This window comes from Streptomyces sp. SID5464, from assembly GCF_009862985.1.
GTDB lineage: Bacteria > Actinomycetota > Actinomycetes > Streptomycetales > Streptomycetaceae > Streptomyces > Streptomyces chartreusis_D.
Window position 1 is genome coordinate 6384 of the sequence record NZ_WWIQ01000020.1, and the last position, 17642, is coordinate 24025.

The 17642-nt window shown below is 72.4% G+C and carries 15 protein-coding genes and 2 pseudogenes; 10 read left to right on the top strand and 7 right to left on the bottom strand.

Going from position 1 to position 17642, the window contains the following annotated elements:
- Positions 1-549, bottom strand: a 549-nt coding sequence (locus tag GTY47_RS12860) for a cbb3-type cytochrome c oxidase subunit I (protein ID WP_010033776.1), incomplete at its 3' end; no start/stop codon positions are given.
- A 417-nt stretch (positions 550-966) separates the two neighbouring features.
- Between GTY47_RS12860 and GTY47_RS12865 the strand changes: the two genes are divergently transcribed.
- The 4 genes and pseudogenes from GTY47_RS12865 (at position 967) to GTY47_RS12880 (ending at position 5190) form a co-directional block, all read left to right on the top strand.
- Positions 967-2028 carry an N-acetylmuramoyl-L-alanine amidase gene (locus tag GTY47_RS12865; protein WP_010033779.1) on the top strand — a complete coding sequence of 354 codons (1062 nt, stop codon included), beginning with the start codon at positions 967-969 and terminating at the stop codon, positions 2026-2028.
- 76 nt (positions 2029-2104) lie between these two features.
- Positions 2105-2507 (top strand): annotated as a pseudogene (locus GTY47_RS12870) (ABC transporter substrate-binding protein); the annotation flags it as partial.
- Between the two features lie 76 nt (positions 2508-2583).
- Positions 2584-3874: pseudogene (locus tag GTY47_RS12875) on the top strand (ATP-binding cassette domain-containing protein); the annotation flags it as partial.
- 227 nt (positions 3875-4101) lie between these two features.
- Positions 4102-5190 carry an acyltransferase family protein gene (locus GTY47_RS12880; RefSeq protein ID WP_231911232.1) on the top strand — a complete coding sequence of 363 codons (1089 nt, stop codon included), beginning with the start codon at positions 4102-4104 and terminating at the stop codon, positions 5188-5190.
- A gap of 3 nt (positions 5191-5193) precedes the next feature.
- On the opposite strand, the gene GTY47_RS40215 is transcribed toward GTY47_RS12880, so the two are convergent.
- The 3 genes from GTY47_RS40215 to GTY47_RS12890 all read right to left on the bottom strand — a co-directional run bounded on the left by GTY47_RS40215 (position 5194) and on the right by GTY47_RS12890 (position 6727).
- Positions 5194-5355, bottom strand: coding sequence for a hypothetical protein (locus GTY47_RS40215; RefSeq protein WP_173937233.1), 162 nt, complete (start codon positions 5353-5355; stop codon positions 5194-5196).
- A 215-nt stretch (positions 5356-5570) separates the two neighbouring features.
- Positions 5571-5795 carry a hypothetical protein gene (locus GTY47_RS12885; RefSeq protein ID WP_010033790.1) on the bottom strand — a complete coding sequence of 75 codons (225 nt, stop codon included), beginning with the start codon at positions 5793-5795 and terminating at the stop codon, positions 5571-5573.
- 428 nt (positions 5796-6223) lie between these two features.
- Positions 6224-6727, bottom strand: a complete 504-nt coding sequence (locus GTY47_RS12890; RefSeq protein ID WP_010033791.1) for a MarR family transcriptional regulator — start codon at positions 6725-6727, stop codon at positions 6224-6226.
- A gap of 108 nt (positions 6728-6835) precedes the next feature.
- Here GTY47_RS12890 and GTY47_RS12895 point away from each other — a divergent pair, with 108 nt between their 5' ends.
- Positions 6836-7351 (top strand): YceI family protein, encoded by a 516-nt coding sequence (locus GTY47_RS12895; RefSeq protein WP_010033792.1) that lies wholly within the window; start codon positions 6836-6838, stop codon positions 7349-7351.
- An 18-nt stretch (positions 7352-7369) separates the two neighbouring features.
- Here the strand turns inward: GTY47_RS12895 and GTY47_RS12900 are convergent, their stop codons facing one another.
- Together GTY47_RS12900 and GTY47_RS12905 are read right to left on the bottom strand one after the other, a co-directional pair.
- Positions 7370-9073, bottom strand: a complete 1704-nt coding sequence (locus GTY47_RS12900) for a membrane protein (RefSeq protein WP_040902536.1) — start codon at positions 9071-9073, stop codon at positions 7370-7372.
- Positions 9074-9216: 143 nt separating this feature from the next.
- Positions 9217-13284: a bifunctional nitrate reductase/sulfite reductase flavoprotein subunit alpha gene (locus GTY47_RS12905; protein ID WP_029180746.1), complete on the bottom strand. Its 4068-nt coding sequence runs from the start codon at positions 13282-13284 to the stop codon at positions 9217-9219.
- A 194-nt stretch (positions 13285-13478) separates the two neighbouring features.
- On the opposite strand from GTY47_RS12905, the gene GTY47_RS12910 reads away from it, so the two are divergent.
- The 4 genes from GTY47_RS12910 to GTY47_RS12925 all read left to right on the top strand — a co-directional run bounded on the left by GTY47_RS12910 (position 13479) and on the right by GTY47_RS12925 (position 16166).
- Complete coding sequence (locus GTY47_RS12910) at positions 13479-13874, top strand: cell division protein SepF (RefSeq protein WP_010033798.1); 396 nt, start codon at positions 13479-13481, stop codon at positions 13872-13874.
- 108 nt (positions 13875-13982) lie between these two features.
- Positions 13983-15176 carry an ATP-binding protein gene (locus tag GTY47_RS12915; RefSeq protein WP_010033801.1) on the top strand — a complete coding sequence of 398 codons (1194 nt, stop codon included), beginning with the start codon at positions 13983-13985 and terminating at the stop codon, positions 15174-15176.
- A complete protein-coding gene (locus GTY47_RS12920) occupies positions 15173-15496 on the top strand; it encodes a nucleotide pyrophosphohydrolase (RefSeq protein ID WP_029180747.1) in 324 nt (107 codons plus the stop codon). Before GTY47_RS12915 ends, GTY47_RS12920 begins: the two co-directional genes overlap by 4 nt.
- Before the next feature lie 199 nt (positions 15497-15695).
- Entirely contained in the window at positions 15696-16166 is a 471-nt protein-coding gene (locus tag GTY47_RS12925; protein WP_010033807.1) for a DUF6099 family protein, read from the top strand.
- 44 nt (positions 16167-16210) lie between these two features.
- Here GTY47_RS12925 and GTY47_RS40220 read toward each other — a convergent pair whose 3' ends face one another.
- Complete coding sequence (locus GTY47_RS40220) at positions 16211-16384, bottom strand: hypothetical protein (protein ID WP_010033808.1); 174 nt, start codon at positions 16382-16384, stop codon at positions 16211-16213.
- A gap of 237 nt (positions 16385-16621) precedes the next feature.
- Between GTY47_RS40220 and GTY47_RS12930 the strand changes: the two genes are divergently transcribed.
- Complete coding sequence (locus tag GTY47_RS12930; protein ID WP_010033810.1) at positions 16622-17545, top strand: LLM class F420-dependent oxidoreductase; 924 nt, start codon at positions 16622-16624, stop codon at positions 17543-17545.
- Positions 17546-17642: the final 97 nt, after the last annotated feature.

The following is a 17642-nucleotide window of genomic DNA, read 5'->3' on the forward strand; positions in this document are numbered from 1 at the left end:
GTTGACGGAGCCGAGGATGGTGCCGAACCCGGACAGGGCCAGGCCCATGAGCCACAGGTCCCCGCCGACCTGGGGAGTGCGCTCCCCACCGCTGAGCGGGGTGTAGGCGGTCCAGCCGTAGTCCGCGGCGCCCTGGGGGGTGAGCAGGCTGCCGAGCACGATCAGGCCGCCGAAGAGGAACAGCCAGTACGACAACATGTTCAGCCGCGGGAAGGCCACGTCCGGGGAGCCGATCTGCAACGGCATCACCGCGTTGGCGAACCCGGCGAACGTCGGCGTCGCGAACAGCAGCAGCATGATCGTGCCGTGCATGGTGAACGCCTGGTTGTACTGCTCGTGGGACAGCCACTGGATCCCCGGCCGGGCCAGCTCGGCCCGGATGGCCATCGCCAGCGCCCCGGCGATGAGGAAGAAGACGAACGACGTGATCAGGTACAGGTGCCCGATCTTCTTGTGGTCCGTGGTCGTCACCCAGGAGACGATCACCTGGCCCGGGCCGCGGCGCTCCGCCGCCGGTACCGGAGCGGCCGGTTCGGTATGTGTCGCCATGAGTTCCTCGATCGGCAGTGCGTGTCTGACCCGCCGGAAACTAGTCCTCCTGATGCGGAACAGCCGTCCGACGTGGGGCTCCTTGGGGCCGAACGGCCGAGCGGTCCATACGAATGAGTGGTGTTCCGAGGTAGGCGGTCGGCAGGTGCGGACGAAAGAGGAGTCGCTGCGTCCCGCGCTGCCCTGCCCTTCCTGATGCGGCAGCGTCGTAATCTCGCCGAATTTGTGTGCGGGCGTACGGCGAGGTGAGCGATGAGGCAAGCGGCGGAAGAATGGTGGGTGAGGGCCTGGCGGGGTACCAGGGCAGGTTCGGGCGAAACGAGCCGCCGGGCACACTCCGCAACCGCGACCGCTGTCTTCGGACCGGCACGAGTGTCTTCGGACCGGCACGAGCGCGCCGAAACGGAGGACCGACGCATGGCCACACCGCTCACCGCCGCCCGGCTCGTCGCCGCGCTGAAGGCCGAGGGCTGCGCCGTTCACGAGGTCGGCGGATGGCGCACCCACAACCGCAACCACAAGGGCCCGTGGGGTCCCGTGCACGGGGTGATGATCCATCACACCGTCACCGGGCCCGGCACGGACGTCGTCGGTCTGATCTACCACGGCCACAGCGCCCTGCCCGGTCCGCTCGCCACCGGATGCATCACCAAGGACGGCGTCGTCCACCTGACCGGCAACGGCCGGGCCAACCACGCCGGCGGCGGCGACGGTGACGTTCTCGATGCCGTCATCGGCGAGTCGTACGGCACGTATCCGCCCGCGACCCACGAGCACGACGGCTCGGCCGGCGCGGTCGACGGCAACGCCCGTTTCTACGGCTGGGAATGCGAGAACAAGGGCGACGGCAAGGACCCGTGGCCGAGCGCCCAGTACATCGCCATCGTCAAGGCCACGGCCGCGATCTGCCGCGCGCACCGCTGGGGCCCCAAGAGCGCGATCGGACACCTGGAGTGGAGCGACTGGAAGGTCGACCCGCGCGGGTTCGACATGGCCGGCTTCCGCCGTGACGTCGCCGACGCCCTGGCCCTCCGGGCGGGCCTGTGGGAAGGAGAGGACCCCATGCCGCAGTACGTCAACCTCGGTGCCGCCGGGGGCTATCGGCTCGCGCCCGGTGCCTGGGACTCGGTCGAGTTCGCCACGGAGTGGGCCGACGAGACCGGCGACCACGCCACCGGCGGGAGCGTCTTCGTCCGCGGCCCGGCCCGTTTCAGCGGGAGCGTCAGCCTGCACATCGACGGGCTGCCGGCGGGTGCGGTAGTCCAGGCACGCATGTCGGAGTACGAGGGCGACCAGCACCGCGCCGACCACCCGATCCACGAGATCGTCGGGACCGGCGGCGGCACCTTCGCGGTCGTGCCCCTGACGAAGCGGCTCCCGTCCGGCCGGAGCATGCGGGTACGGCTGCTGAACCAGGCCGCCGGCCCGGTGACCGTCGCGAGCGCGGTGCTGACCGTGCTGGTGTGGAAGGAGACCTGAGTCCCGGGCTCCAGCGCGCTACCGGGTCGGCAGCCCGGGACCCGTGCAGCGCACGTTCGCCGACGGCACTTCTCCGCGCACCGACCGGCCGCCCTTCGACGACGAGCGGGTGCGCCAGGCGTTCTTCCTCATCGCCGACCGGAAGGAGCTCGTCGACGGAGCCCTGTCCGGGGCCGGCGAGGTCGGCAACGACCTGTTCGGCAAGGGCTACGAGTACTACGCCGACGGCCTGCCCCAGCGCGAGCAGGACCTCGACCGCGCCCGCGCCCTGCTGAAGCGGGCCGGCGCCGGGAAGCTGAGGGTCACCCTGGACACCTCGGCCGTCGCCGCCGGTTTCACCGAGGACCAACCCCACCAAGTGGCAGCACAAGGACTTCGACGCCCTCTACCAGCAGGCCCAGTCGACCCGCGACAAGACCGGGCGGGCGGCCGTCTACGAGCGGATGCAGCGCCGTCTGTACGCCGAGGGCGGCTTCCTGCCGCCCTGGAGAAGAGCCCGAGAACGAAGGGACGGCGGCCGTGACCGAGACGGACCAGACCCCGACGCCGCAGCCCGTGGCCGAGATCCGCGACCTGCGCGGCGAGATCGACGGCCGTGCGATCGTCGACGGAGTCCGCCTGCGCGTGCTCCCCGGCCGTGTGACCGCCCTGGCCGGCGCCTCCGGCAGCGGCAAGACCACCACCGGCCTGGCGCTGCTGGGGGAGTACCCGGCCGGTGCCCGGGTCACGGGGGAGGTGCGCCGGTCCGGGGACGGTCCGGTCGGGTACGTGCCGCAGCATCCCGCCGCCGTCCTCAACCCCGCCCGCCGCGTCAGCGCCCTGCTCGACGACATCGCCCGCCCCCCGGGTACGCCACCTGCCCCGGCGCGAACGCCGCGGCGCGGCCCGCGAACTGGTCCTGCGGGCCCTGTCCGACGCCCAGCTCCCGGACGCCGAAGCCGTGCTGCGCCGCTACCCGCACCAGCTCTCCGGCGGCCAGCAGCAACGCGTCGTCCTCGCTCAGGCCCTGCTGCTCGGCGCCCGCGTCATCGTCGCCGACGAACCCACCACCGGCCAGGACGCGCTCACCGAGAGCCGGATCGGCGACCAGCTGGCGGCGGTCGCGGCCCGCGGCATCGGGGTCGTCCTGCTCAGCCATGACCTGGACGTCGTCCGTGCCCTCGCCGACGAGGTCCTCGTCATGCGCGCCGGACGGGTCGTGGAGTCGGGGCCCGCGGCGCGGCTGTGGGCTGCGCCCCGCCACGCGTGGACCCGCCGGCTGCTCGACTCACAGGGGGCCGCGCCACAGGACCGGCCGAGCGGCGACGCCCGGCAACCCGCGCTGGTGGTACGGGACCTGACCGCCGTGCACGGCCGCGGCAACACCGTCCTGCGCGTCCCGCACCTCGCGCTCCACCCCGGCGCGTGCCTGGCCGTCGTCGGCCGCTCCGGCAGCGGCAAGACGACGCTGGCCCGCTGCCTCGCCGGCCTCCACCGCGACCACGACGGCGACGTCCTGCTCGACGGCACACCGCTCCCGCGCAGCCTGCGCCACCGCAGCCATGCCCAACTCGCCGCCGTGCAATACGTCTTCCAGGACGCGCGCGCCGCCTTCGACGAGCACCGGCCCGTCCTGCACCAGGTGGCCCGTACTGCGGTACGGCTGCCGGGTGCCGGCGAACGGGCGGCGACCGAGGAGGCGTCGGCCACCCTCGCCCGTCTCGGACTGCCGGCGGAACCGGCCCACCGCCGCCCCGGCGAACTCTCCGGCGGCGAACTCCAGCGCGCCGCCCTCGCCCGCGCCCTCCTCGCCCACCCCCGCGTTCTGGTCTGCGACGAGATCACCTCAGGACTCGACACCGTCACCCTCCCGTCTCCCTCACGGAGACGACCGCCCGTCTGGACACGTATACCCGGGCATGAACCGAAGCGAGTCACCCCCGTCACGAGTTGAACCGGGGCACGGCCCTGTGATTAGGGTGCGTGCGATGTTCTGCGCAGACGCCACCCCCTTATCCCGGGCAAGACGAGGCACAGCCGGTTCCGGCTTCTTCGGGAGGGCCCGTGAGTGACACGGTGACGACGGCCCGCCCGGTGGCCGAAGGGACCGGGGCCCCGCGGGGAACGGAACGGGGCGCTGCGGCCCGCCCGGCGCGGCAGCGGGACGCGTTCTTCGACAACGCCAAGTACCTGGCGATCGTGCTGGTGGCGGTGGGACACGCCTGGGAGCCGCTGCGGTCGGGCAGCAGGGCCGTCACCGCGCTCTACATGCTCGTCTACGCGTTCCACATGCCGGCGTTCATCATCGTCTCCGGCTACTTCTCGCGCACCTTCGACGGGAGCCCGGCGCGCCTCAAACGCCTGGTCACCGGTGTCGCCGTGCCGTACGTGGTGTTCGAGACGGCGTACACCCTGTTCACCCGGTGGACCAGCCAGGACCCCGACCGCCCGGTCAGCCTGCTGGATCCGCTGTATCTGACCTGGTTCCTGGCGGCGTTGTTCGTCTGGCGGCTGACGACGCCCCTCTGGCGGCATGTGCGGTGGCCGCTGCCGACGGCCCTCGTCATCGCGATGCTGGCGACGCTCTCGCCGTCCATCGGGCACGACCTCGACCTCCAGCGCACGCTTCAGTTCCTGCCGTACTTCGTGGCCGGCCTGCTGCTGCGGCCGGAGCACTTCCGGCTGGTGCGCCGGCGGCAGGCGCGGATCCTCGCCGTACCGGTGGGCGTCTGCGCGCTGGGTGTGGCGTACTGGGCGGTGCCGCGGATGAACTACGCCTGGTTCTTCCACGCCGACAGCGCCCGGGAACTGGCCGCCCCGTTCTGGTACGGGCCCGTGATGACACTGGCGGCCTTCGGCTGCTCGGCCGTCCTGGTCGCCTGCTTCCTCGCCTGGGTGCCCGGGCGCCGGACGTGGTTCACCGTGCTGGGCGCGGGCACGCTGTACGGCTATCTGCTGCACGGTTTCGTCGCGCAGGCCGCCACGTACGGGGGCTGGTACGAGCCGGCCTGGGTCCACGGACCCGTCGGCGTGCTCGCCGCCACCCTGGTCGCGGCCGTGGTCGTCACAGCGCTGTGCACGCCGTCCGTGCGGCGGGTCTTCCGCTGTGTGACGGAACCGGGGATGGCGTGGGCCTTCGGCACGGGGAACGCGGCCCCGCCGCGGGGCGATGCCCGGGCGTGAGGCCTACTGCTGGGGGCTGGGTTCCTGCTGGACCGGTGCGTGCCCGTTCAGGGCCTGCGTCATCTGGTGCTGCGTCTCTTCGGCGACGACGCGAGCCTCCTCGACGACGTCGCCGCGTTCGCGTATGAGGCTTTCGTAGATCGGAAGTTCTTCGGTCCGGGTCAAGTCGGGTTTCACAGGGTTTGTCCTAACGCTTTACAGCCGGGTCTGAGGGGCCCGTGTAAGTCTGCGTCATGCCGTGCCGCGGTGTTACCCACCCCCGTCGTGTCCAGAATTCCGTCACGAGCTTCGCGAATTCCCCACCTTTGCGACCGTGGGGAAGCGCCCGGGTACGGCGAAGGCCCCGGGAACGCGTCCCGGGGCCCTTAGCGCGGATGCCGTCAGAGCGACGTCGTGTGAACGGCAGCGCTGCCGCCGGCCGAGGCGCCGTCCGACGACAGGGACCCCTGGAGGTCGGCGCAGACGCCCGCGGTCAGGGGCTCGACCAGGCCGCTGGAGAGGCTGCCCACGAGGCCCACGGAGGCGCCGCCCGCCATACCGCCGGAGACGGTCTCCAGGTCGGCGTCGGACAGCTCGGCGATGTCGACCCGAGAGGTGAGGTTCATTGGAGGTGTTTCCCTTCGCGTGAATATCTCGCAATGGCGGCGAGCGTGGGGGGTTGCCGAGTTCAGAACCGAGATTCCGCACCGACGGCTCCGCCGTGCGCAGGATCAAAGCACTCCGCGGGAGAAAAGTTCCAGCCGCCTCCCGGCACCGCACCGCGCCTTTCGGTGACCGTCTTCACCACCATGACCACGGGCACACGAAATGCGCCCACTTCTTCACACACCCTGTCGCCCCGTCGTGCGCACGGGTATTGCGCCCCGATTCCCGAAGCGGGCACTTCGGCGCCAAATCCCCGTGCCACGGCACTGACTTGGCGCCCTGCGTGCCGTCCCCCGGCGTCCTGGCGAACCGTGTGCAGATGTGCTGGAGGTTCCGATTCCGTTTAGTCGGGCCGCCGCGACCGGCGTCTCCGGCTCCCGGACCTCCCTCAGTCCGGGCGGGACTCCTCGGCGAGGTCCGGCACCAGCGCGCACAGCGCCTCCCGCTGGTCCGGGCCCATGAAGCGGGCGAGGGACTGCGTCACCGTCTCGGCGAGCGGGCCGGAGGCCTCGGTCAGGAGGCGGCGGGCCTTGTCGGTGAGGGTGACCTCGACACCGCGCCTGTCGCCGCACACCGACCTGCGGGTGACGAGGCCGGCGTGCTGGAGGCAGGCGATCTGGTAGGTGAGGCGGGTCTTCGGGCGGCCCAGGAGCTCCGCGACGCGCGTCATGCGCAGGCCGCCCTCGGGCTGCTCCGCGAGCAGGCACAGGATCAGGAACTCGTCGTGCGAGACGTCCAGCTTCTCCTTCACGACCGAGCGCAGCCGCTGCTCCACGGCCCCGGTCGCGGCGAGCACCAGCATCCAGGCGCGCAGCTCCGCCGGCAGCAGCCCGCTGCCCTCGGTGAACGGGCATTCGGGCAGGTCGGCGGGGTGCTCCTGGGGGTCGGCCATGCATCCAGCGTACCTGTCGTCCAAATTTGGAGAAGAGGGTTGTTCAATTTTGGACGAGACGCTAGCGTGCAGTCATCCAAATTTGGACGATATGAGTGGAGGAAGATCATGACCGTCGCCGTGGAAACCGGACTGTGGCAGCTCGACACGACCGCTTCGACCGTCGGCATCCGGCACAAGACCATGTGGGGCCTGGTCACCGTGAAGGGCACGTTCGGCGCGATCAGCGGCTCGGGCGAGGTCCGGTCCGACGGGTCCGCCGTCGGCACCCTGACCTTCGACGTCGCCTCCCTCGACACCAAGAACGCCAAGCGCGACACCCACCTGAGGTCCGCCGACTTCTTCGACGCCGACCACCACCCCGAGATCACCTTCGTGGCCCGCAGCGCCGAGCTGCGCGACGGCGACCAGGTGCACATCGTCGGTCAGCTCACCGTGCGCGGCGTCAGCAGGCCGCTGTCCCTCACCGCCCGACTGAAGGACGGGAACGCCACGGGGCTCACGCTGGAGACGGAGTTCAGCGTGGACCGGGACCAGTTCGGCATGGGCTGGAACCAGCTGGGCATGATCCGCGGCCTGACCACGGTCACCGCCGGCCTGCGCTTCGTCCGGACCAGCGGCTGACACGACCCCGGCGCGGGTTCAGCCCGTTCGGTGCACCGCCTGCTGCACATCCGCGCTCGACAGGGTCTGCGGCGACGCCGTGAACGCGCGCAGGCGGATCCGGGCCCCCGGCCGGGGCAGGGTGAACCGGCCCGAGGGCGGCCGGAGTTCATAGCGGGCGGTGGCATGCCCGGGCAGACTGCGCGGCCCCCGGACGACCTTCCAGTACGGGTCCATGCCCTGGCCCATGGTCAGGGTGAAGTGCGGGGCGAGGGCCGTGCCGTCCGTGTTGGTGACCTGCAGCGTGAGGCGGGAGACGGTGGCCGCGGTGGCGTGGCGGACCGCGACGACCCGCATCCGCAGGGGCGGCGTGCCCGTCGCCGCCACGGCCGCGCCACCCAGCGCGGGCATGAGCAGCAGCACCGTCAGGGCGATCCGGGCCGGGCGGCGCCGCGGGCCCGACAGCGACCGCGGACGGGGCTGCCACGCCCCGGCGAAGGCCGACGCGGGCGCGGTGACGGCCGCCGCCAGCCACAACGGCGTCATCAACAGGTAGTAGCCGTCCTGGGAGCGGGTCGCCAGATAGAAGGCACACCAGGGCAGGACCGTCGCGGCCGGCCCCAGGCGCCGTACGAACAGCACGAACAGCGCGAGCAGGCCGGCGAGCAGCAGCAGGCTCGCGGAGGAGTACCAGTCGAGCCGGTCACTGCCGTCGGTCAGGTACAGCGAGATGTCCACCACGCCCTGCCCGTGCAGCACCGCGCCCTGCGTCAGCGGCAGGGCGATCCCCGTCAGCCAGGTGCCCGGCTCGCTGACGGCGAAGTAGGTGTTGATCAGCAGCCACACGGTCGCCGCGGCCCCGGCGAACCGCAGCACCACCAGCGCCGCGGCCCGGCCGCCCAGTTCGCCGCGGCGCACCGCGTAGATCCCGGCCAGCAGGAACGGTGCCAGGAACCAGGGGAGTTGCTGTGCCGCGCACGCCGCCCCCAGGCATGCGGCCCGTGCCAGACCGGCCGCCCGGAGCCGCCCGCCCGCGCCGATGCGGGGCCAGCGCACCACCACCGGCACCAGCAGGGCCAGGGCCACGACGGCCGGGTAGCCGAGCCGCCCGTACGACGGAAGCATCCCGAAGCCCAGACACACCATGGTCGCCGCCGACCGCCACGGCGCCGGCAGCATCCGCCACAGCACGACCGTGCCGGCGACCAGCGCGCCCGTGCTCACCGCCGTCGCCGGAGTGCCGCCGTGGCCCAGCCACAGCAGCGGCACGGCCAGCAGCGGGGCCAACGGCGGATAGCCGTAGGTGAGGTCGTAGCCCCCGGTCACCGTCGGGGTGAGGGCCACGCCGTGGCCGAAGAGCCAGGGCCACGGCTGTCCGTACACCGGATGCCCCGCGGCCACCTCCCGTGCCGCCTGCGTGGTGAGCAGCGCCTCGTCGGAACCCCGGTGCAGCATGATCCACGCGCACAGGGCGAGCGTCACACCCGTCACCAGCACGCACAGGTCCACCCGCGCCAGTGACCGTTCCCGGCGGACGACCAGAGTCAGCACCCCGCACGCCAGGATCGAGGCATAGCACACCGAGATCACCGCGGCCACGGCCGGCCGGTGACTGGCCGCCGTCGCCCACACCGCACGGGTGCCGATCAGCAGACTGATGTCGGCGAGCAGGGTCAGGACGCGGTGCCACTGGGCCGGGGACGGCGGCACGGACGCCGCCGACTGCGTGCGCGGGCCGGGCACCACCAGCGTGGTTTCTGCCGAGTACACGCCGAAGGACGCTAATCGCCGCCGGTGAGCGGGGCCCGGACGGTGGTGAAGAGACGGGTGTGAGGCGAGTAAGGACCTGCGTGCGCCTCAGGAACCGCCAAGGAGTCGCGGCCCGCTCAGTACACGTCCCGTACGTACCGCTTGTCCGCCGCGAGGTGTTTCACGTACGCGGCGGCCTCCGCCTCGCTCAGCCCGCCGTGCGCCACCGCGATGTCCCGCAGGGCCCGGTCCACGTCCCTGGCCATGCGGGAGGCGTCGCCGCAGACGTAGAAGCGGGCGCCGTCGCACAGCCAGTGCCACAGCTCCGGCCCGTGCTCGCGCATCCGGTCCTGTACGTACACCTTGTTGCGCTGGTCGCGGGAGAAGGCGGTGTCCAGACGGGTGAGGGTGCCCTCGTCGAGCAGAGCCGTCAGCTCGTCCTCGTAGTAGAAGTCCGTCGCGCGGTGCTGCTCGCCGAAGAACAGCCAGTTGGGGGCCCGGTGCCCGAGGGCCCGCCGCTCCTGGAGGAAACCGATGAACGGCGCGACGCCGGTGCCGGGGCCGACCATGACCATCGGCGTCGACGCGTCGGCCGGGGGCCGGAAGTGCGGCGAGCGCTGCACGAACACCGGCACCTCGGTGTCCGCCCCGGCGTCGGCGAGGAACGGCGAGCAGACCCCGCCGCGCGGACGGCCGTGCAGGTTCTCGTACCGCACCACGGACACCGTCAGCGACACCTGATGCGGATCGACCAGCGGGCTGGACGATATGGAGTACAGCCGCGGCTGGAGCTTGCGCAGCACCCCGGCCCACTCCTCGGCGCTCGCCCGCACCGCGTACTCGGCGACCACGTCCACGGCCTGCCGCCCCCAGCACCACTGCGCCAGCCCGTCCTTGTTGTCGGGCCGCAGCAGCCTGCGCAACTGGTGCTTGTCCCGGGCCCGTTCGGCGACGAACCGCAGCAGGTCCGGGGTGATCTTCGTGATGTCGAGGTGCCGGCCCAGCGCCTCGGCGAACGGCACCTCGCCCACACCGGCCACCTCGACGGCCGCCCCGGCGTCCAGCCCGGTCACCGCCAGCCACTCCGCCACGAGGGCGGGCGCGTTGACCGGACGCACGCCGAGTGCGTCCCCGGCCTCGTACGCCAGGTCCGTCCCGCTGGTGTCGAAGGTGAACCGCCGGACCTCCTTGCCCGCGCCGGGCCGGCTGAGCAGCCGGTTGCCGACGAGCCGGGCGATCGTGGCGGCGGGCTTGGACTTGGGCTCGGACTTGGGCTTCGGCTCGGGCTCGGGCTTGCGCTCTTCCGCGGTGGTGCCGCCGAGCGCCGAGAGCACCTGGTCGAGCCACGCCCCGGCAGAGGGCTCGTAGTCCGGCTCGCAGTCCGTACGCGGGGCCAGCCGCACCGCGCCCAGCTCGTCGAGCCGCGCGTCCAGCCGGCGCCCGTGCCCGCAGAAGTCGTCGTACGAGGAGTCGCCGAAGGCGAGCACGGCGTACCGCACACCCTCAAGCCGCGGGGCCCCTTCGCCGGAGAGCGTGTCCCACAAGCCGGTGCCGTTGTCGGGCGCGTCACCGTCCCCGAAGGTGCTGGTGATGAAGAGCAGGTCCGCAGTGCGGGCGAGCGCGGCGACGTCCGCCTCGTCCATGCCGACGAGGCTCGTACGGTGCCCGGTCTCGGTCAGCCGCGCGGCGGTGGCGGCGGCGAACTCCTCGGCGTTCCCCGTCTGCGAGGCCCACAGCACCACGACCTCACGGCCGGCCGGCTCCCTCGCGGGGGCGGCCGGTGGCGCCGAGCGCGAGTACATGCCGGCGAGGACCCCGTTGACCCACAGGGCGTGCTCGGGCGTGAAGGGCGCGTCGGGCGGGAGCACCGGAACGCCGGGGGCGCCCGAGCCGAGCCCGGCGAGGAAGCCGGTGAGGTACTGGCGTTCCTGGGCGGACAGGACCGGGGGAGGGGAGGGCTCCAGACCGAAGGGGTCGGCGCCGCCCGGGGTGACCACGGTGGGCGTCAGGGCCGCGACGGGTTCCTCGGACCCGGGCGTCGCAACGGGCGTCGCCACCTTCGCCAGCGAAACGGCACACACCTTGAACTCCGGCTGGAACGACAGCGGATCCACCGCGTCGCTCGTCACCGCGTTGATGCTCAGGTACTCGCCGAACAGGTCGTTCCAGTGGAAGGGCGCGAAGCAGCAGCCCGGCCGCACCCGGTCCGTGACCACCGCCGGCAGCACGGCCCGCCCGCGCCGCGAGGCGACCTCGACCAGATCGCCCTCCACGACCCCGAGCGCGTCCGCGTCCCGCGGATGGAGCTCCACGAAGGGCCCGGGGTTCAGCTTGTTGAGCTTGGCGACCTTCCCGGTCTTGGTGAGCGTGTGCCACTGGTGCTGCACCCGCCCGGTGTTGAGCACGAACGGGTAGTCGTCGTCCGGCATCTCGGCGGCGGGCAGGTGCGGCCGGGCGAAGAAGACGGCACGGCCGCTCGCCGTCGGGAACCGCAGCCCGTCGTCACCCACGTACCGGACGGGATTGCGCTCGGGCCCGTCCTCCCGCGCGGCCGGCCACTGCACGGGCGTCCGGCGCAGCCGCTCATAGGAGACACCGCGCAGGTCCCACTGCGTCTTCGGGTTGTGGAACCGCCGGATCTCCTCGAAGACCTGCTCGGCGCTGTCGTACGAGAACCCCTTCTCGTACCCCATCGCGCACGCGACCTCCGCGATGATCCGCCAGTCGGCCATCGCCTCCCCGGGCGGATCGGCGGCGGCCCGGGTCAGCGTGAGGTTGCGCTCGCTGTTGACGAAGACGCCCTCCGCCTCGGTCCACATCGCGCCGGGCAGGACGACGTCGGCGTACGCGTTCGTCTCGGTGTCCGCGAACACGTCCTGCGTGACGACGAACTCGGCGGCCTCCAGGCCCTCGATGACCGTACGCCGGTTGGCGACCGAGGCGACGGGGTTGGTGCAGATGATCCAGCAGGCCTTGATCTCACCGTCGGCCATCTTCCGGAACATCTCGACGGTGCCCTGCCCGACCCCGTCGGCCCGCAGGGTCCCCGGCGGCAGCTCCCACACCTCCTCGGTGAACGCCCGCTCCTGAGCCACGAGCACCGACCGCTGCCCCGGCAGCCCCGGGCCCATGTAGCCCATCTCGCGCCCGCCCATGGCGTTGGGCTGGCCGGTGAGGGAGAACGGCCCGGCGCCCGGACGGCAGATCGCGCCCGTCGCCAGATGCAGGTTGACCAGGGCGTTGGTGTTCCAGGTGCCGTGGGTGGACTGGTTCAGCCCCATGGTCCAGCAGCTCATCCACTGTGTGCCGGCCTCGCCGATCAGCCTGGCCGCCCGGCGGATGTCGTCCTCGGCGAGCCCGGTGATCTCCGCCACCGCCGCCGGGGCGTAGTCGCCGAGGAACCCGGGCAGGTCCTCCCAGCCCTCGGTGTGGGCCGCGACGAAACCGGGGTCGGTGTGCCCGTCCGCGTGCAGCAGGTGCAGCAGGCCGTTCAGCAGCGCCAGGTCGGTCCCCGGCCGGACCTGGAGGAACAGATCGGCCCTGGCGGCGGTGGCGGTCCGCCGCGGATCCACGACGATCAGCTTGGCGCCCGCCTTGACCCGCTCCATCATCCGCAGGAAGAGGATCGGATGGCAGTCCGCCATGTTCGAGCCGATGACGAGAAAGACGTCCGCCTGATCGAAGTCCTCGTACGAGCCGGGCGGCCCGTCCGCGCCCAGCGACAGCTTGTAGCCGGTGCCCGCGCTCGCCATGCACAACCGCGAGTTGGACTCGATCTGGTTCGTCCGCACGAACCCCTTGGCCAGCTTGTTCGCGAGGTACTGCGCCTCCAGGCTCATCTGCCCGGACACGTAGAAGGCCACCGCGTCCGGCCCGTGCGCGTCGACGATCGTCCGCAGCCGCGCGGCGGTCTCGGCGATCGCGTCGGCGACGGGCGAGGGCACCGGCTCCTCACCCCGGTCGTCCCGGACCAGCGCGGTGGTCAGCCGCCCGGGCGCGGCGAGCAGGTCGGCCGTGGTCGCGCCCTTGGTGCACAGCCGGCCCGCGTTCGCCGGGTGCGCCTTGTCGCCGGACGCCTTCAGGACCGTGCGCCGCCCGTCCGGCCCCATGGCCACATCGAGCACGAGACCGCAGCCCACACCGCAGTACGAGCAGACCGTGCGCACCGCTTGCGTCTCCTGCTGCGGCCGGGGGGTCGTGGTCATGCCCTCGACGGTACGAATGTCCCGTTACGCAGGTGTCACATTGCTTGATCACGAGCAGTTACGCCCGTCACACAGCCGTCTTCCGGCCGTTGTGAGGTGCATCGAGGTGGCGGAGCGTGTCGCTGTTGGGCCGAACGGGTGACCGTGCGCAAGAATTGGCCGATGGAGACAGCCAGCGCGAGCCAGGACGGAGCATGCCGGTGAACAGCCACGATGTCACCGACGAACAGTGGGAGGGGCTCGCCCAGGTCGTGCCGCTGCGGGGCCGGGACGCCTGGCCGTCCTCCGTCGACCACCGGTCCATACCCGAGGCCGAGACGGAGGCGCGACGCCGCTTCGTCGTCCTGCGGGTGAACGTCTTCGCCGACGCCCGTGACGTCGCCGAGACCCTGATGGCCGGCGTGCCGGTGCTGCTCGACCTGACCGGCGCGGAGACGGAGGTCGCCAAGCGCGTCCTCGACTTCAGCACGGGCGTCGTCTTCGGCCTGGCGAGCGGAATGCACCGGGTGGACCGCAACGTGTTCCTGCTCACGCCGGCGGGGACCGAGGTGACAGGGCTGATGGAGGGGGTCGGGGTTCCCGGGGTGTGACGTCGCCCGGGGGTGAGGGTGACGGCCTCTGGGAGCGGGTCGCCCGATCGTGGGAAGCCCCGGAAGACGGAACGGTTCGTCCCGCGGACCAAGTCCTACGGTCCGGACATGACCCAGCCCCCCGCTCCCACGCCCCCCGCTCCCACCCCCCTCGTGCAGCCCGGCCCTCCGGCGGGCGGCGCCGCGCACCCCGAGCGGCCGCGCATCACCGAACTGCGGCTGTCCGCCTTCACCAGCCACCGCCGCGCCGTACTCCCGCTCGGGCCGCTCACCCTCCTCGCCGGTCCCAGCGGCTGCGGCAAGTCCAGTGCGCTGCGGGCGTACGAGGCGCTCGCCCGGCTCGGGGGAGGCGCGGCGCTCGGCGAGGCGTTCCCGGACCCCGTCGCCTGTGTACCGGAGCGGGCCCGGCCCGACGCGCAGCACCGCCGGGGCTTCCGTATCGGCTGCACGGCCGACGGGCCCGCCGGCCCGGTCCGGCTCGATGTCGCCGTGCAGGCCGAGCCTCAACTGCGCGTGGTGGGCGAGCGGTTGACGGCCGGCGGACTGGTCCTGCTGGAGACCGCCCTGCGCGACCCCGGGAAGCGCGCCGTGCAGGCCGCCTGGCACACGGCCGGGCCGACGCCGGTGACCCGTGGCCCGCTGCCGGACGACCGGCTCGGCACCGCCCTGCTGCCGCTGCGCGTGGCCGGCCGGACGCCCGGGCAGCGCAGGGTGCTGGCCGCCGCCGAGCAGATGGTGGTCGCCCTGCGCTCCGTCTTCGCCTGTGACCCCGGTCCCGGCCGGATGCGCGGCCCCGTACCGGCCGGCTCCGGCCGGCTGCTCCGCGACTGCGGCAACCTCGCGGACGTCCTGTTGCGCACCCGCGCCGAGTGCGGACACCGGCACGCGCAGTTCGTCGCGGCGGTACGGGCCGGCTGCGCGGGTCCGGTGGCGGACGTGCTGGCCGAGCCGGCGGCCGGCGGGGCGGTGCGGGCGGTGCTCGACCGGGGCGACGGCATCCGGACGGAGCTCGGCCGGCTGGGCGAGGGGGAGTTGAGATACGTCGCGCTCGCACTGGTGCTGCTCACCGGGCCGGGTGTGCTCGACCTGGACCCGGCCGGCGAGGTGCCCGCCGCCCTCCAGACGCTCACCGTGCTCGCCGACGGCCTCGACCGGGGACTCGATCCCGGGCAGCGGGGCGAACTGCTGCGGCTCGCGGCCCGGATGTGCGAGCGCGGCCACATCCGGCTGGTCGGCGCGGTGAGCGACGCGTCATGGGCCGCCGGGACCGACGGGGTCACGGTGGTACACCTGAAGCCGTGACAGAACCTCTCGACGTGGCGAGACTGCAACGCCGGCTGGCCGAGTTCGCGGCCGCGCGGAACTGGCAGCCCTACCACACACCCAAGAACCTGGCCGCCGCGCTCAGCGTGGAGGCGTCCGAGCTGGTCGAGATCTTCCAGTGGCTGACGCCCGAGGAGTCGGCCCGGGTCATGGCCGATCCGGACACCGCGCACCGGGTCACGGACGAGGTCGCCGACGTGCTCGCGTATCTGCTCCAGCTGTGCGAGGTGCTCGGCATCGACCCGCTGGCCGCGCTGGACGCGAAGATCGACCGGAACGAACGGAGGTTCCCGATCTAGGAGCCGGGCGGTCCACTCCAGGAGTCACACAGTCCGCTTGTACTCTCCGTAATCAAAACGCGACCCGAATCCGAATTGTTGTCCGCAGATTTCCGTCTTCCTCTGGCTTTTCGTCTCACACCCCTTCACTCTGGGTAGTGAACAAGGGAGTTCGGGCGGACGGACGCGCGGAGCGCGTCGGACAGGACGGGGGCAGCGCATGGACGCGGTGCGGCTCATCGTGACGAGCAGGCGGTCCCTGGCCGCGGGCGGCGATGTGCCGGGGGTCCTGGCCGAAGTGTGGCAGGCTCAGGCCCTCGCGCAGGCGATCGGCAGCCGCCTCGCGGTCGCCGGACCGCCCGAACTGCGCGGCGAGGCACTGGGGTTGACGGAGCTGGCGGGCCGCGGCTGCGGTGTCCTCGACCCGCCCGATCTGGCCCCCGGTGAGCTGCGGGCGGGCCAGCTCACCGAGTTGGGCGACGCCCGCCACACCCTGATGTACCTCGGTGGCCTCCTCGGCGAGGTCGGCATCGCCCTCGTGGGCCTCGCCTGCGCCGCGGACGACGAGGGCACGTACTGGCAGTGCATGGAGGCCATCGACGCGGCGGACGAGTCCCGGGACCGCGTCCTGGAGATGCTCCGCAGACTCGCGGACCGGGAACAGGCGTTACCGGAGAGGGAGGCGGGGTAGCGGCTGCCGGAGGCCGGCTCCGGCCCGCCCCGCCGGAGCAGGCCTCAGCCGACCTGCTCCTCCTCGCCCGACCTCCGGTCGGCGTCCCCCGCCGCCTGGAGATCCGCGTCCAGCGCCGACAGGTCCGCGTTCAACGCCGCCATCAGCTCCTCCATCTGCTGCAACAGCCCTTTCGGCTGCCCGGTCCCGCCCTGCTGCGGCACGGTCTCTTCGGACATGACGGCCTCCTCGGCCCCTGGCCCCCGGGGAGGCCGACGCGGGTGACGCCCCGGCGCTCACCGGCCGGTGCGGAAGCCGGGGGCTCCGGCTCCGCCCGAGCCAACGATCACCAACGGGGCCGGTCACTGGCCCGGTCACGGGGGACCCGCGGTATTGACGTAATTTCACCCGACCGGGGACCGGGCGGGACGGGGGTCCGATCCGTCGTCCCACGGCCCGGCGTGCAGGATGGAGGCATGGATCTTCGCATCTTCACCGAGCCCCAGCAGGGGGCCACCTACGACACTCTGCTCACCGTGGCCAAGGCCACGGAGGAGCTCGGCTTCGACGCATTTTTCCGTTCCGACCACTATCTCCGCATGGGCTCCGTGGACGGCCTGCCCGGCCCCACCGACGCCTGGATCACGCTGGCCGGACTCGCCCGTGAGACCAAGCGCATCCGGCTCGGCACCCTGATGACCGCCGGCACCTTCCGGCTCCCCGGCGTGCTCGCCATCCAGGTCGCGCAGGTCGACCAGATGTCCGGCGGCCGGGTCGAACTCGGCCTCGGCGCCGGCTGGTTCGAGGAGGAGCACACGGCCTACGGCATCCCGTTCCCCAAGGAGAAGTTCGCCCGCCTCGAGGAACAGCTGGAGATCGTCACCGGCCTGTGGTCGACGGATCTCGGCAAGACCTACGACTTCCACGGCACCTACTACGACCTCACGGACTCTCCCGCGCTGCCCAAGCCCGCGCAGAAGAAGATCCCCGTGCTCGTCGGCGGCCACGGCGCCACCCGCACCCCGCGGCTGGCCGCGAAGTACGCCGACGAGTTCAACATCCCCTTCGCCTCGATCGAGGACAGCGAGCGCCAGTTCGGCCGGGTCCGTGCCGCCGCCGAGGAGGCCGGCCGCAACGGCGACGACCTGACCTACTCCAACGCCCTCGTCGTCTGCGTCGGCCGGGACGACCAGGAGGTCGCCCGCCGGGCCGAGGCGATCGGCCGTCAGCCCGACGAGCTGAGGCTCAACGGCCTGGCGGGCACCCCGGCCGAGGTCGTCGACAAGATCGGCCGCTACGCCGAGATCGGCGCGAGCCGCATCTACCTCCAGATCCTCGATCTGGACGACCTCGACCACCTGGAGCTGATCTCCTCGCAGGTGCAGTCCCAGCTGTCCTGAGGCCGGTACGCGGCCGGTACGGCAGAACGGCGGGTACGGCAGCACGACAGGACGTCTGTCCGGCGGATCGGGCGTGGCGCGCGATCCGCCGGAGCCA

Excerpts from the sequence above, each read along its gene's own strand:
- GTY47_RS12915 (WP_010033801.1), top strand. The coding sequence starts at position 13,983 with ATGACCCAGCCCCCCGCTCCCACGCCCCCCGCTCCCACCCCCCTCGTG.
- GTY47_RS40220 (WP_010033808.1), bottom strand. The coding sequence starts at position 16,384 with ATGTCCGAAGAGACCGTGCCGCAGCAGGGCGGGACCGGGCAGCCGAAA.
- GTY47_RS12895 (WP_010033792.1), top strand. The coding sequence starts at position 6,836 with ATGACCGTCGCCGTGGAAACCGGACTGTGGCAGCTCGACACGACCGCT.
- GTY47_RS12910 (WP_010033798.1), top strand. The coding sequence starts at position 13,479 with ATGCCGGTGAACAGCCACGATGTCACCGACGAACAGTGGGAGGGGCTC.
- GTY47_RS12905 (WP_029180746.1), bottom strand. The coding sequence starts at position 13,284 with ATGACCACGACCCCCCGGCCGCAGCAGGAGACGCAAGCGGTGCGCACG.
- GTY47_RS12930 (WP_010033810.1), top strand. The coding sequence starts at position 16,622 with ATGGATCTTCGCATCTTCACCGAGCCCCAGCAGGGGGCCACCTACGAC.
- GTY47_RS12890 (WP_010033791.1), bottom strand. The coding sequence starts at position 6,727 with ATGGCCGACCCCCAGGAGCACCCCGCCGACCTGCCCGAATGCCCGTTC.
- GTY47_RS12885 (WP_010033790.1), bottom strand. The coding sequence starts at position 5,795 with ATGAACCTCACCTCTCGGGTCGACATCGCCGAGCTGTCCGACGCCGAC.
- GTY47_RS12925 (WP_010033807.1), top strand. The coding sequence starts at position 15,696 with ATGGACGCGGTGCGGCTCATCGTGACGAGCAGGCGGTCCCTGGCCGCG.
- GTY47_RS12865 (WP_010033779.1), top strand. The coding sequence starts at position 967 with ATGGCCACACCGCTCACCGCCGCCCGGCTCGTCGCCGCGCTGAAGGCC.